Genomic DNA, 13,347 nt, shown 5'->3' with positions numbered 1-13,347 from the left:
CAGTGCGCATCCCGGACGCGAAGGTCGCCCTGTCCACCGCCTCCGTGTATCCGGAGTCGACGGCGACGGCCTTCGAGATCGCTGGGCGCCTGGGTTACGACGGCATCGAAGTCATGGTCTGGACCGATCCGGTCAGCCAGGACATCGAGGCGCTGCGGCGCCTTTCCGATTACCACGGGGTGCCGGTCCTGGCTGTCCACGCGCCTTGTCTGCTGATCACCCAACGGGTGTGGTCCACCGACCCGTGGGTCAAGCTCCAACGGGCCAAGGCGGCGGCGGAGAAGCTGGGAGCCACCACGGTCGTCGTCCATCCGCCCTTCCGCTGGCAACGCAATTACGCCCGGGACTTCGTCAGCGGAATCTGGCGTATGGCGGACGAGACCGACGTACGGTTCGCCGTCGAGAACATGTATCCGTGGCGCTACCGCGACCGCGAGATGCTCGCGTACGCCCCCGACTGGGATGTCACCAAGGACGATTACCGGCACTTCACGGTCGATCTGTCCCACACGGCGACGGCCCGCGCCGACGCGCTGGCCATGGTCGACCGGATGGGCGACCGGCTGGCCCATCTCCACCTCGCCGACGGCAGCGGCTCCAACAAGGACGAGCATCTGGTGCCGGGGCGCGGCATCCAGCCCTGCGCCGACCTGTTGGAGCGCTTGGCCAGGACCGGCTTCTCCGGCCATGTGGTGGTGGAGGTCAACACCCGCCGCGCCATGTCCGCCGCCGAACGCGAAGCCGACCTCGCGGAAGCGCTGGCCTTCACCCGGCTGCACCTGGCGTCCTCGTCGAGGGCCGGCCGGCCGTGAGTGCCACCCGCTCGCCGCGCAAACGCGGCCGTCCGTCGCGTACGGACGCCGCCGACGGCCCGGCGACGCGCGACCGGATCCTCTCCGCCGCCCGTACGGAATTCGCGGAGCGCGGCTACGACAAGACCACGGTCCGCGGCATCGCCAGGGCCGCGGACGTCGACCCGGCCCTGGTCCACCATTACTTCGGAACCAAGGAACAGGTCTTCGCCGCCGCCATCGAGGTGGCCCTCGAGCCGGCGCTGAGCGTCCCCGAAGTCCTGGCACAGGGGACCGAGGACGTCGGCGAGCGGCTGGCGCGCTTCTTCATCGGCGTGTGGGAGAACCCGGCCACCCGCGCGCCGCTGCTCGCCGTCATCCGCTCCGCGGTGACACACGAGACGGCTGCTTCGGTGCTGCGCAACTTCGTGCTGCGCCGGATGCTGGGGCGTGTGGCGGGGGAGCTCGACGTGCCGGATCCGACGTTCCGGGCCGAGCTGGCCGCGTCGCAGCTGGTCGGCATCGCCATGCTGCGGTACGTCGTCAAGGTCGAGCCGATGGCCACGGCGGACGCCGAGGAGATCATCGCGATGGTGGCGCCCACGCTGCAGCGGTATCTGACCGAGCCGTGACGGGCCCGTGCCGTACCGGATCGGGCCGTACCGAATCGTGCCGAGCCGTGACGGGCCCGCTGTAGGGAGCGGAGCGGCCGCCCGCAGCGCAGGGGCACGTACGTACGGCAGGAGGTGTCACGGCCGCCCTCCATGGCCCACCGGCTCGCGGCCGCCGCCGGGACTACCCGGCTGAACAGGGCGTACGCAGGCTACCCGGTACAGAGCCGTCGACAGACGCCCGCACTACTCGGTACGGAGCCGTCGACAGTGCCCCGGTCTGTGAGACATTCGTCCCGCATTCCGGACGAGCTGTCCGGATCCTGGCATCGAGGCGTAGGCTCGTAAGATCCTGGCAGCTGCTCGGCAGCGTGGCCGGGGAGGCCGGACGCCCGGTGTCCGGAGAGCCGCAACCGGAGAACCCAAGGGAGTGACCCCCGTGCCAGAGCTGAGGTCCCGCACCGTCACCCACGGACGCAACATGGCGGGCGCCCGTGCCCTTCTTCGCGCCGCCGGCGTAGAGCGCGAGGACTTCGGCAAGCCGATCATCGCGGTCGCCAACAGCTTCACGGAGTTCGTGCCGGGGCACACCCACCTCCAGCCGGTCGGCCGGATCGTCTCCGACGCGATCAAGGCGGCGGGCGGAATCCCGCGCGAGTTCAACACGATCGCGGTCGACGACGGCATCGCCATGGGCCACGCCGGGATGCTCTACTCCCTGCCCTCCCGCGATCTGATCGCGGACTCCGTCGAGTACATGACCGAGGCGCACTGCGCCGACGCGCTGATCTGCATCTCCAACTGCGACAAGATCACGCCCGGCATGCTGATGGCCGCGCTGCGCCTCAACATCCCCACCGTGTTCGTCTCCGGCGGCCCGATGGAGGCCGGGAAGACCGTCCTCGTCGACGGCACCGTCCGCTCCAACCTCGACCTGGTCCACGCCATGTCCGAGGCGGTCTCCGACAAGGTCTCCGACCAGGACCTCGAGCGCATCGAGGAAGCGGCCTGCCCGACCTGCGGATCCTGTTCCGGCATGTTCACGGCGAACTCGATGAACTGCCTGGTCGAGGCGCTGGGTCTGGGCCTCCCGGGCAATGGCTCGGTGCTCGCCACCCACACCGCCCGCAAGGAGCTGTACGAGGCCGCGGGGCACACGCTCGTCGAGATCACCAAGCGCTACTACGAGCAGGACGACGCGTCCGTCCTGCCGCGCTCCATCGCGAGCCGTTCCGCCTTCGAGAACGCGATGGCCCTGGACGTCGCCATGGGCGGCTCCACCAACACGATCCTCCACCTGCTGGCCGCCGCCCAGGAAGCCGAGTTGGACTTCGACATGGCGGACATCGACGGCGTCTCGCGCCGTGTCCCCTGTCTGTCCAAGCTCGCTCCCAACGGTGATTACCACATGGAGGATGTCCACCGGGCCGGCGGCATCCCCGCCATCCTCGGCGAACTCCAGCGAGGCGGGCACCTCCACGAGGACGTGAAGTCCGTCCACGCCGACTCGCTCGCCGAGTGGCTCAAGACCTGGGACATCAGGGGCGGTTCGCCGTCCCCGGAGGCCGTGGAGATGTTCCACGCGGCCCCCGGCTGCCGACGCTCCGCGACCGCGTTCTCCCAGTCCGAGCGGTGGGATTCCCTGGACACCAACGCCGAGGCCGGCTGCATCCGCGACGTGGCCCACGCGTACTCGGCCGACGGCGGCCTCGCCGTCCTGTACGGCAACCTCGCCCAGGACGGCTGTGTCGTGAAGACCGCGGGCGTCGACGAGTCGATCTGGACCTTCACCGGTCCCGCCGTGGTCGTGGAGTCCCAGGAGGACGCGGTCGACGCGATCCTCAACAAGCGGGTGAAGGAGGGCGACGTCGTCGTCGTCCGCTACGAGGGCCCCAAGGGCGGCCCCGGTATGCAGGAGATGCTCTACCCGACGGCGTTCCTCAAGGGCCGCGGCCTGGGCGCCAAGTGCGCGCTGGTCACCGACGGCCGCTTCTCCGGCGGCACTTCGGGTCTGTCGATCGGCCACGCCTCCCCCGAGGCGGCGTCGGGCGGCACGATCGCCCTCGTCGAGGACGGCGACCTGATCCGTATCGACATCCCCGGCCGCGCGATCGAGCTCGAGGTGAGCGACGAGGAGCTGGCGGCGCGGCGCACCGCACTGTTGGAGAAGCTGGGCGGCTACCGCCCGGCCAACCGCGACCGTACGGTCTCGCAGGCGCTGCGCGCGTACGCGGCGATGGCCACCAGCGCGGACAAGGGCGCGGTGCGGGACGTCTCCAAGCTGGGCTGACGCCGAACCGCTCCGCCGAACCGCTCCGAACGCACGCGGACGGAGCGGGCGGTGGGGCCGTCACGGCCGCCACCCGCTCGGCCGGAGCGGCGTCGGCGCGAGCCGCGGCGCGACGTCAGCTCTGCTGCTCCGGGGGCCTCGCGATGACTGAGAACCCGGTGCCGAAGGGGTCGGTGATCTCCGCCGACCGCCCGTACGGGGTGTCCATGAGATTTCCGGACGTGCCCCCGGCCGCGCCGGCCCGTTCCACCAGCGCATCGGTGTCCGCGACCTCGAACGTGGTCTGCCAGGCGGAGAACGGGACGTCCGGGGTGCCGAAGATCCCGCCGATCTCGTGGCCGTCCGGGCGGCGCAGGAAGGTGAAGTCGAAGTCCGGGAGGTCCTCGTTGAGGTCCAGCGTGTAGCCGAACACGGCTGCGTAGAACTTCCGGGCCGGTTCGGGGTCCGGGGTGGCCAGATCGTTCCGGACCAGGGAGCCGGGCTCGTTCACGATCTCGCATCCGATGTGCGCGTGGCCCTGCCAGAGGCCGAACCTGGCCCCGACGGGGTCGTTGGCGATGGCCATGCGGCCCTGGTCCATGACGTCCATCGGGGCCTGGATCAGGGTGCCGCCCGCGTCGGTGATGCGCTTGGCGGTGCCGTCGCAGTCGTTGGTGGCCATGTACATGTTCCACCAGCGGTCGGTGGCGTCCGGATCGGGATGCGGCATGATCCCCGCGACAGGTCGGCCGCGCAGCAGGCACATCGTGTAGCGCCCGGACTCCGCCGGCCCCACCTCGTACTCCCAGCCGAACAGTGCACGGTAGAAGTCCATCGCGCGCTCGAGGTCGGGGACGCCGAGGTCGATCCAGGTCGGGGTGCCGTGCGGTTGGTTGCCGGTGACGTAGGACATTGCGTGCTCCTTCGGTGCGAAGCCGGGTGTCCGACGTTAGACCGCATAGAGGCCGGTCCACGTCCCACATGCCGGGGCTCGGACTCGACCGTGGCGTTCGGGCCCGACCGGATCGCCTCGGACGCCGACCGGGCGCCCGTGGTGGACGCCGGGGCGCTGCCTTGTCGCGGGGACTGTCAGTCGGCCGCTCCGGCCTCAGGGCCCGGGGGCACGCGTGTACGCGCGCGATAGGCGCGGCGTCGCGTGGCGGCGCGATCGTCACCAGCGTGACGGAGCGTCCGCCCCCACACCGAAGATGGTGCCGTCCGGCGCTGCCGCGAAGACCTTCCCGCCCGCAACCACCGGTGCGGGCACATCGGCCGTGTAGTCGCGGTTCGCCGCGTTCATCCGGGGCGGTGTCTGGCCGATGAGCACACCCCGGCGGGTGTCGACGGCCAGCAGCCGGCCGTCGGCAGCGGTGAAGTAGAGCCGGCCGTCGGTGACGGTCAGCTGCGACGCGTTGCTGACGGAGGTCTCCATCCGCCAGAGCTCGGCGCTCCCCGCATCGGTTCGGCGCGTGTCGACGGCCATCAACGTGCCGCCGTAGGCGAGCAGATGGACCGTGTCGCCGTGCGCCGCGGCAGCGGCCGAGGGCAGCGGCAGCGCGAGCGGGATACGGCGCTCGCGGCGGCGCTCGGGGTCGTAGCGGACGATGGCGTCGGTGCGCTGTTCGAGGTCGGAGGAGGTCAGCAGGAGGGCACCGTCGTTGCCGGTGGCGAGTGGGGTGAGGGTGCCGGACAGCCGGTGCTCCCACCGGAGTTCGCCCGTGGCCGTGTCAACAGCGCTCACCAGCGTGCGCGAGCCGTCCCCATGCGTGGACACGGCGTACGCGGTGCGCTCGTCCGCGTACGGGGAGAACACCGGCGCCGCGTGTGCGGAGAACCGCTGCCGCCAGTCCTCCCTGCCCGTCGCGCCCCGCAGCGCGCGGACCGTCCCGTCGCCGGAGACCAGCAGCACCTTGTCGCCCGCGTGGTACACGCGGCCTGCGTACGAGGAGACGGCCTTGCTCCAGCGCGTCCTGCCGGAAGCCGGGTCCAGAGCCTCCAGCCGTGTGCCGTCCGCCGACATGACATGGAGCAGGCCGTCGCAGGGCACCGGAGCGGTGGGTATCGACCCGTCGGGGGGTGGCGGCGCCTGTCCGCGCGACCAGACCCGGCGGCCGGAGGAGGGGTCGAGGCGCGCCGACTTCACCCCCACTGTGGCGCAGTGCAGGGCGCCGCCCGCGTACGTACAGAAGGGCGCGCGCATGCCGGACTTGGGGGCGCCCGCCGTGGCGAGGGTGGTCTTCCAGGGCCGGAACGGCGCCGCGCTGCTCTTCCTCTCCCGGTCGTGGTCGCCGGGCGGGGCGGGGTCTCGTACGGCACCGGCGATGCTCGCGCCGAGCACTACGGCTACGACCGCCGCCCCGGCGGCGATCCACCGCAGACGCCGGGTGCGCCACCGCGCGGCAGTGGGGCGGGCACCGACTGGCGGCGGTCCGGCCGCCGACGCTGTTCCGTCTCCGAGGACCTCCGCCGGGTGCCCACTCCGGTTCCCGCCGTCGGCCCTCGATGCCTGACGGGCCGCACCGTCCGCCGGCTGGACAGCTCGCGGGCTGCCCTCGGATTCCGCGGACTCCCGCAGCACCGCGCCGCTGATGGGCTCCGTGGGTCCCGTGTGCACCGCGGGTTCCGCACGTCTGCCGCTGCCGGTGGTGGTCTCCGGATCCGTCCGGGCCGCGCGCCTTGACCGCCCGGCATGAGTCTCATCGGTCCCGTCAGCCGCTCGCTCCGCCTGCCGCCGGTCGTCGGCATCGGCCCCCGGCTGCCACACCGTGTCCGGCCAGGCCACATCGTCCGCGGTTCCCGACCTCGCCGACGGGTCCGGCGTCGCATCGACGTCCAGCCGGCTGTTCGGGTACTCGGTGATGCCGCGGGAACCCCATGACCCGTCCGCACTCGGCCAGTCCGCTGCCGCCGCCCCGCTCTCCAGGGCGCTGGGGCGGCGCGGCTGCGGCACTCGACCGGCAGCTGTCCCGCCCGCGCGCGGGCCGGGAACGGGACGGGGACCGGGACCCGCGCCTGTGCCCGTACCCGCGCCCGGGCGCAGGGCGGCCCACGACGCGCCTGCCTCTCCCGCCTCCGCCGACGCCAGCCCGCGCAGCATCGCCATCACCGCGTCCGGGGTCGGCCGGTCCTCCGGGTCCTTCGCCAGACAGCTGCTGATCAGCGGCGCCAGACCCTCCGGAACCCCCGCCAAGTCGGCCTCGTCGTGGACCACTTGATACGCCACGATGTACGGGCTCTCCGAGTCGAACGGCCCCCGCCCCGTCGCCGCGTGCACCAGCACCGAGCCCAGCGCGAACACATCCGCCGCCGGCCCCACCGAACGCGGCCGCTGGAACTGCTCCGGGGCCATGAACGGCGGCGTGCCGATCAGCTTCCCCGTCTCCGTCCGCAGATCGCTGTCCGACGGGCGCGAGATCCCGAAGTCGATGACCTTCGGCCCGTCCTCCGCCAGCAGCACATTGCCCGGCTTCAGATCCCGGTGCACCACACCGGCCCGGTGGATGTCACGCAGCGCCTCGGCCAGCCCGGCCGCGAGCCGCCGCACCTCCGGAGGTGCCAGCGGCCCGTTCCGCTTCACATGCTGGGCGAGTGTGGGACCGGGGATGTAGAGGGTGGCCATCCAGGGCCGTACGGCGTCGGGGTCGGCATCCACGACCGGTGCCGTGAAGGCCCCGCTCACCCGCCGGGCCGCCGCCACTTCCTGCCGGAACCGTGCCCGGAACTCGTCGTCGCCGGCGAAGTCCGCGTGCACCACCTTCACCGCGAGCCGGAGCCCCGAGGTGGATCTGGCCAGATGGACGACTCCCATACCGCCCGAGCCGAGGCGCGCCTCGAGCCGGTACTGCCCGGCGTATTCCGGATCCTCCGCTTCCGGGCCGGCCCCGGTACCGCGCAGCGGCGGCATTCCCCACCCCCGTGAAGTTCGGCCGCAGTTGGCGGCTCACGGAGCCTAGTCGATGGCGCGTACGAGCCGGTCGGCGGTTGCTAGCCTGCGCATGTCGTCGGCCGGAAACACCCGGTCGGGCCACTCAACGGGGGAGGGCCGTATGGCCATTGAAGAGATCGAAAAACCCGCAGAGAGCGCCGGTGCCGACGGGACTGCCGAAACGGCGGCGGCGTCGGGGGGGAACAGGTATCCCGTCGCGCCGGGCTACCGCGTCAATGTGCGCAGCGGGCCCAGCACCACGAGCCGCCTGGTGAGGGTGCTCGGGTACGGCGCGCATGTGGTGATCAGCTGCCAGCGGCGCGGTCAGCGGGTCAGCGGCCCGTACGGCAGTTCCGATATCTGGGACAAGATCGGTCCGGGGCAGTACGTGGCGGACGCCTATGTGAAGACGGGCCACGACGGCTATGTGGCCCCGCGCTGCTCCTGAGCGACGGGCCGCGGAAGCCGGGAGCGATAATCGTCGGCATGAGTGATGCGCAGCAGCCCGCAGGACCTCGGCCGGAACCGATCCGGTTCTTCGGCACGACATGGGTGAACCACGACGGGAACTACGGGCTGCGGCGCGCCGCGGTGGCCGCCGGCTCGCTGCTGGCCGCCGCGGCCGGTGCCCTCGTGCTGCGCTTCGGCTACGAGGGGCTGGGCATCGCCCGCGTCGGCAGCCTGGTCAGCATGCTGGTGGTCGTGATGTTCGCGGCATGCAGCGCGCTCGCCTTCCGCCGCACGTGGGAGGACTTCACCCGCCGTCCGGACGGGGGCAAGGACGCTGCTCAGGGCTCCGGCAGGAGCGACCCGGGCGTCGAGCGGTCCATGCAGAGCATCCGGGTGATCGGCTTCATCGGTGTGCTGCTCGCCTGGTTCTTCCGTGCCCTGGCAGAGGCCCCGGGCGAGAAACTCCACCGTGCCGAGTACGAGCGCGAGTGCGAACTCCATGAGCGTCGGCGCGCCACCCGCGCGGGCAACCCCGCCGCCCGTGCGCCGGGAAGGAAGCGCAAAAGGCGCTGACCGACGACCGTCCGCGCAGGCCGCTGCCGCGATCGTCGCCGAGGCGCGCGGGGAGGAGCCGCGGCAGCTGCGCTTCGGCTACCTCGTCCAGTGCGTGAGCCTGGGCCGCCGGGACAGCCTGATCCAGTCCGTACGCCACGACGACTCCCCGCGCGAGCGTTCCCTGACCGGCCGCCCGGCGGCGCGGGCCAAGGAGGAGGCGGCCCGCTCGACCATCCGCCTGCTCCACCTGGCGCGGCGTCACCCCGGCGCGCTCCGCCTGGCACCCGGCATCGTGTGAGCGGAAAGCGAGCGGGTGTGAGGGGAAGCACCAGCGGGTGTGTGGTGGAAGCACCAGCGGGTGTGTGGTGGAAGTATGCGCGGGCGGGCCGCGGCTACTTCTCGTACTCCCAGTCGGGTCGGCCGTCCTTGTAGAGCCAGGTGTCGAACAGCTCGCCCAGGTCCTCGTCCGCCTTCTTCTCGCAGAAGGCGATGAAGTCGTCGGCGTCGGCATTGCCGTGCCGGTACTCGGCGGGCCACTCCTTCAGGATCTCGAAGAAGGTCCTGTCACCGACCGCGAGCCGCAACTGCTGCAGCACCATCGCGCCGCGTTCGTACACCGGGTCGCCCGAGATGTTCTCCGCGCTGCCCGGATCGCCCGGCGGGAATTCCCACAGAGCATCGTCCTCGTCCTTGGCGTACAACTCGTCGAAGGTCTCCTGCGCCGGCTTCCCGCCGTGCTGCTCCTGCCACAGCCACTCGGCGTAGGTCGCGAAGCCCTCGTTGAGCCACATGTCCTGCCAGGTCTCCGGCGTCACCGAATTGCCGAACCACTGGTGCGCCAGCTCGTGCAGCACCGTGGCGTGATCGGGGGCTTCCGGGTAGACCGGCTTCGTCTGCACTTCCAGGGCGTAGTCGACACCCTTCGGCTCGTGGTCCACGATCGCGCCGGCGGAGGAGAAGGGGTACGGGCCGAACAACGTGGTCTCCCACTTCAGGATCTCCTCGATCCTGTCCAGCGGCTTCGCACTGTCCGCGGCCTCGCGCGGGTCCACAGCCACGTACAGCGGAAGCCCGCTCCTGGTCTCCGACCGCCTCAGCTCGAACTTCCCGATGGTGGCGGTGGCGAGGTAGGAGGCCATCGGCTCGCCGCTGTGCCAGCTGAAGGTGGTCCGCCCGCCCCTCGTCCGCTCGCCGCGCAACTCGCCGCCCGCGAGGGCGGTCCAGCCCTTGGGCACGGTGACCGCGATGTCGTACGAGGCCTTGTCGCTGGGGTGGTTGTTGCCGGGGAACCAGGTCATGGACCCGGCCGGCTCACCGACGACGAGCGCACCGTCGTCCGTCGGCACCCAGCCCTCGGTCGAGCCGTCGGGGTCGGTCAGCTTCTTCGGCCGTCCGCCGTAGTCGACGGTCGTACGGAAGGTGGCGCCTTTCGCGACGATACGCGCGGGCCGGACAACCAACTTGTCGCCTTTCCGCCGGGCTTGGGCCTTCTTCCCGTCCACGGTCACCCGGCGCACGGTCAGCCCGGCCAGATCGAGGCTGAAGCTGCTCAGGGCGTGCGTGGCCTCGGCGGTGACGACGGCGGTCCCGTCGAGCCGCCGGCGCTGCAGGTCGTAGTCGATCCGGAGGCCGTAGTGCCCGACGTCGTACCCGCCGTTTCCCAGCCGGGGGAACAACGGGTCCCCGGCCGAGTCCGCCCCGGCCTTGCCGCCGCCGGACGTGTCGGCCGTGCAGGAGGCGAGTAACAGGGCGGCTGCGAGCGCGGCCGGAACGTGCCGGGCGCGGGACGGACGGACTGTCACGGATCTCCTGTCATACACGGATACGAACCGATCAGACCCTACGGGCCAATCCGCGCGGCGCCCCCGCCTTGACTCGGGCGAGGGGCCGGGAGCATTATTCACCGCATGATGAATAAATCCGGGGAGCCCGCCATCCGGGCCCGCGGCCTCAGCGTCATCCGCGGTGGCCGCACCGTCCTCGACACCCTCGACTTCGACATCCCCCGCGGCCAGGTCACCGGCCTCCTCGGCCCCAGCGGCTGCGGCAAATCGACACTGATGCGCGCCATCGCAGGCACCCAGGCCAAGGTCACCGGCACCCTCGACGTCCTCGGCCGACCGGCCGGCAGCGCCCCGCTGCGCTCCCTGGTCGGCTACGTCACCCAGGCGCCCTCCGTCTACGCCGACCTCACCGCTCGGCAGAACCTCGACTACTACGCAGCCGTCCTCGACCCACGGCTCGGCCGGGGCGACCGGCGCGCGCAGGTGGAGCGGGCCCTGGCCGAGGTCGACCTCGCCGACCACGCCGAGGCCCTGGCCGGAACCCTCTCCGGCGGCCAGCTCTCCCGTGTCTCGCTCGCCGTAGCGCTGCTCGGCACGCCCGAACTCCTCGTCCTCGACGAGCCGACGGTCGGGCTCGACCCCGTGCTCCGCCGCGACCTGTGGAACCTCTTCCACCGCCTCGCCGCCGAGCGCGGCACGACGCTCCTCATCTCCTCCCACGTCATGGACGAGGCCGAACGCTGCCAACGGCTGCTGCTCATGCGGGCGGGCCGGATCCTCGCTGGGGGCACCTCCCGGCCGGAGGCCGGCGGAGACACACCGGCGGCGCTCCGGGACCGTACGGGCAGCGAAACGGTCGAGGAAGCCTTCCTGCACCTGGTCGACGCGGCGAAGCGCAGGGACGCGGCCGCCGGAGCGGACGGGCTCCCGCAGACCGCCGGCCACCGGCTCCCCTCCGTCGAAGCAACCTCAGGAAGTGAACCCCGGTGAACCTCTCCCGCACACTCGCCACCACCCGCCGCGTGCTGCGGCAGCTCAGCCACGACCCGCGCACCATCGCCCTGTTGCTGTTCGTCCCCTGCGCGCTGCTGGTGCTCCTCTACTACGTCTTCGACGCCAGTCCGAGGTCCTTCGACGGCATCGGCTCCTCGCTGCTCGGCATCTTCCCGCTGGTGACGATGTTCCTGGTCACCTCCATCGCCACCCTGCGCGAACGCACCTCCGGCACGCTGGAACGTCTGCTCTCCATGCCTCTGGGCAAGGGCGACCTGATCATCGGCTACGCCCTCGCCTTCGGCCTGCTCGCCGTGGTCCAGGCGGCCCTCGCCACCGGCCTCGCGGTCTGGGCCCTGGACCTCGACATCGCCGGGTCCCCGTGGCTCCTGCTGCTCGTCGCGCTCCTGGACGCCCTGCTCGGCACGGCACTGGGGCTGTTCGTCAGCGCCTTCGCGGCCAGCGAGTTCCAGGCGGTGCAGTTCATGCCGGCCGTGATCTTCCCGCAGATCCTGCTGTGCGGACTGTTCGCCCCGCGCGACACCATGCAGCCCGTGCTGGAGGCGGTCTCCGACGTCCTGCCCATGTCGTACGCCGTCGACGGGATGAACGAGGTGCTGCGCAACACCTCGGTGACGGGCGACTTCGTCCGCGACGCGGTGGTCGTCGCCGGCTGCGCCCTGCTGGTCCTCTCCCTCGGCGCGGCAACACTCCACCGCCGCACCTCGTAGCGTTCCGCCCTCGGTCCGGGCGGGGACCGGGGCGGGGACCGTCCTGGCCGGCGGTCCCCCTTCCGCCACGTGGACGCCCCCGCCTCCCCACGCGCGCCGGTGCCAGGATGGACCTCTGTACTACGTCACGCGCGCGCGTACACGCGTGACACCGCACCCCGACGAGGTGAGCGACACCATGACGCAGAAGGTCGCCGTTCTCGGCACCGGCAAAATCGGCGAAGCACTGCTCAGCGGCATGATCCGCGGCGGCAGGCCACCCGCCGAGCTGCTGGTCACCACCCGGCGCGCGGAGCGCGCCCAAGAACTCCGCAGCCGGTACGGCGTCGAGGCCGTCTCCAACGCAGAGGCCGCCAAGAGCGCCGACACCCTCATCCTCACGGTCAAGCCCCAGGACATGGGCGCGCTGCTCGACGAGCTCGCTCCGCACGTGCCTTCCGACCGCCTGGTCATCAGCGGCGCCGCCGGCATCCCGACCGCCTTCCTCGAGCAGCGGCTCGCGGCCGGTACCCCGGTCGTCCGTGTCATGACCAACACCCCGGCCCTCGTGGACGAGGCCATGTCCGTCATCTCGGCGGGCAGCCACGCCACCGCCGAACACCTTGCCCATGCCGAGGAGATCTTCGCCGTCGTAGGGAAGACGCTGCGCGTCCCCGAAGCCCAGCAGGACGCCACCACCGCCCTCTCCGGCTCCGGCCCCGCGTACTTCTACTTCCTGGTCGAGGCGATGACCGACGCCGGGATCCTCCTCGGCCTGCCCCGCGACAAGGCGCATGACCTGATCGTCCAGGCCGCCATCGGCGCCGCCGTCATGCTCCGCGACAGCGGCGAGCACCCGGTCACGCTCCGCGAGGCCGTCACCTCCCCGGCGGGCACCACCATCAACGCCATCCGGGAACTGGAGCGCCACGGCGTACGGGCAGCCCTCCTGGCGGCCCTGGAGGCGGCCCGCGACCGCAGCCGTGAGCTGGCCTCGGGCAACGGCTGACCGCCTCGGACAAGCGCGGGCCGGACCCTCGGCCCGCGCCAACTCCCGGGCCGACTCGGGCACTGTTGAGGCATCGGCCCGGCACCCGGGCCCGGGTTTGTAGCACTGCTGGGTGTCGTGTACTGTCCTTCGAGTTGTCACGGAGTCATACAGACTCTGCGGCGGCCACTTGAGCCGCACCGGCGGCACACCACCTCTTGCAGGACCTCCCATCGGGAACGATTTCGGCATGCCGGAATTCGATTCGGTC

The 13,347-nt window shown here is 71.7% G+C and carries 12 protein-coding genes; 9 read left to right on the top strand and 3 right to left on the bottom strand.

Annotated features, from left to right (window positions below):
- Positions 1 to 2: 2 nt before the first annotated feature.
- From ABZW18_RS17085 to ilvD, 3 genes are all read left to right on the top strand, one after another.
- On the top strand, positions 3 to 812 hold the full coding sequence (locus ABZW18_RS17085; RefSeq protein WP_356188137.1) for a sugar phosphate isomerase/epimerase: 810 nt from the start codon (positions 3 to 5) through the stop codon (positions 810 to 812).
- Positions 809 to 1,423, top strand: coding sequence for a TetR family transcriptional regulator (locus ABZW18_RS17080; RefSeq protein ID WP_356188035.1), 615 nt, complete (start codon positions 809 to 811; stop codon positions 1,421 to 1,423). Before ABZW18_RS17085 ends, ABZW18_RS17080 begins: the two co-directional genes overlap by 4 nt.
- A gap of 418 nt (positions 1,424 to 1,841) precedes the next feature.
- Positions 1,842 to 3,692: a dihydroxy-acid dehydratase gene (ilvD, locus tag ABZW18_RS17075; protein ID WP_356188033.1), complete on the top strand. Its 1,851-nt coding sequence runs from the start codon at positions 1,842 to 1,844 to the stop codon at positions 3,690 to 3,692.
- A gap of 115 nt (positions 3,693 to 3,807) precedes the next feature.
- Here ilvD and ABZW18_RS17070 read toward each other — a convergent pair whose 3' ends face one another.
- Positions 3,808 to 4,584 carry a VOC family protein gene (locus ABZW18_RS17070; RefSeq protein ID WP_356188031.1) on the bottom strand — a complete coding sequence of 259 codons (777 nt, stop codon included), beginning with the start codon at positions 4,582 to 4,584 and terminating at the stop codon, positions 3,808 to 3,810.
- 258 nt (positions 4,585 to 4,842) lie between these two features.
- The gene (locus ABZW18_RS17065; RefSeq protein WP_356188029.1) at positions 4,843 to 7,575 is read right to left on the bottom strand and encodes a PQQ-binding-like beta-propeller repeat protein; all 2,733 of its coding nucleotides are present in this window, start codon (positions 7,573 to 7,575) and stop codon (positions 4,843 to 4,845) included.
- Positions 7,576 to 7,717: 142 nt separating this feature from the next.
- Here ABZW18_RS17065 and ABZW18_RS17060 point away from each other — a divergent pair, with 142 nt between their 5' ends.
- The 3 genes from ABZW18_RS17060 to ABZW18_RS17050 are packed head-to-tail and all read left to right on the top strand — an operon-like array spanning position 7,718 to position 8,899.
- Positions 7,718 to 8,044, top strand: a complete 327-nt coding sequence (locus ABZW18_RS17060; RefSeq protein WP_356188027.1) for a hypothetical protein — start codon at positions 7,718 to 7,720, stop codon at positions 8,042 to 8,044.
- 38 nt (positions 8,045 to 8,082) lie between these two features.
- On the top strand, positions 8,083 to 8,619 hold the full coding sequence (locus ABZW18_RS17055; RefSeq protein WP_356188025.1) for a hypothetical protein: 537 nt from the start codon (positions 8,083 to 8,085) through the stop codon (positions 8,617 to 8,619).
- Entirely contained in the window at positions 8,588 to 8,899 is a 312-nt protein-coding gene (locus tag ABZW18_RS17050) for a hypothetical protein (RefSeq protein WP_356188023.1), read from the top strand. The genes ABZW18_RS17055 and ABZW18_RS17050 overlap by 32 nt, the downstream gene beginning before the upstream one ends.
- Before the next feature lie 94 nt (positions 8,900 to 8,993).
- Here ABZW18_RS17050 and ABZW18_RS17045 read toward each other — a convergent pair whose 3' ends face one another.
- Positions 8,994 to 10,403 carry a M1 family metallopeptidase gene (locus ABZW18_RS17045; protein ID WP_356188021.1) on the bottom strand — a complete coding sequence of 470 codons (1,410 nt, stop codon included), beginning with the start codon at positions 10,401 to 10,403 and terminating at the stop codon, positions 8,994 to 8,996.
- Between the two features lie 105 nt (positions 10,404 to 10,508).
- Between ABZW18_RS17045 and ABZW18_RS17040 the strand changes: the two genes are divergently transcribed.
- The 3 genes from ABZW18_RS17040 to proC all read left to right on the top strand — a co-directional run bounded on the left by ABZW18_RS17040 (position 10,509) and on the right by proC (position 13,097).
- Positions 10,509 to 11,375: an ABC transporter ATP-binding protein gene (locus ABZW18_RS17040; RefSeq protein ID WP_356188019.1), complete on the top strand. Its 867-nt coding sequence runs from the start codon at positions 10,509 to 10,511 to the stop codon at positions 11,373 to 11,375.
- The gene (locus ABZW18_RS17035; RefSeq protein WP_356188017.1) at positions 11,372 to 12,109 is read left to right on the top strand and encodes an ABC transporter permease; all 738 of its coding nucleotides are present in this window, start codon (positions 11,372 to 11,374) and stop codon (positions 12,107 to 12,109) included. The genes ABZW18_RS17040 and ABZW18_RS17035 overlap by 4 nt, the downstream gene beginning before the upstream one ends.
- A gap of 178 nt (positions 12,110 to 12,287) precedes the next feature.
- Complete coding sequence (gene proC, locus ABZW18_RS17030; RefSeq protein ID WP_356188015.1) at positions 12,288 to 13,097, top strand: pyrroline-5-carboxylate reductase; 810 nt, start codon at positions 12,288 to 12,290, stop codon at positions 13,095 to 13,097.
- Positions 13,098 to 13,347 lie beyond the last annotated feature (250 nt).

Origin of the sequence: Streptomyces sp. NPDC004647, assembly GCF_040609575.1 — a bacterium.
GTDB lineage: Bacteria > Actinomycetota > Actinomycetes > Streptomycetales > Streptomycetaceae > Streptomyces.
This window is presented reverse-complemented; position numbering and strand designations above follow the sequence as displayed.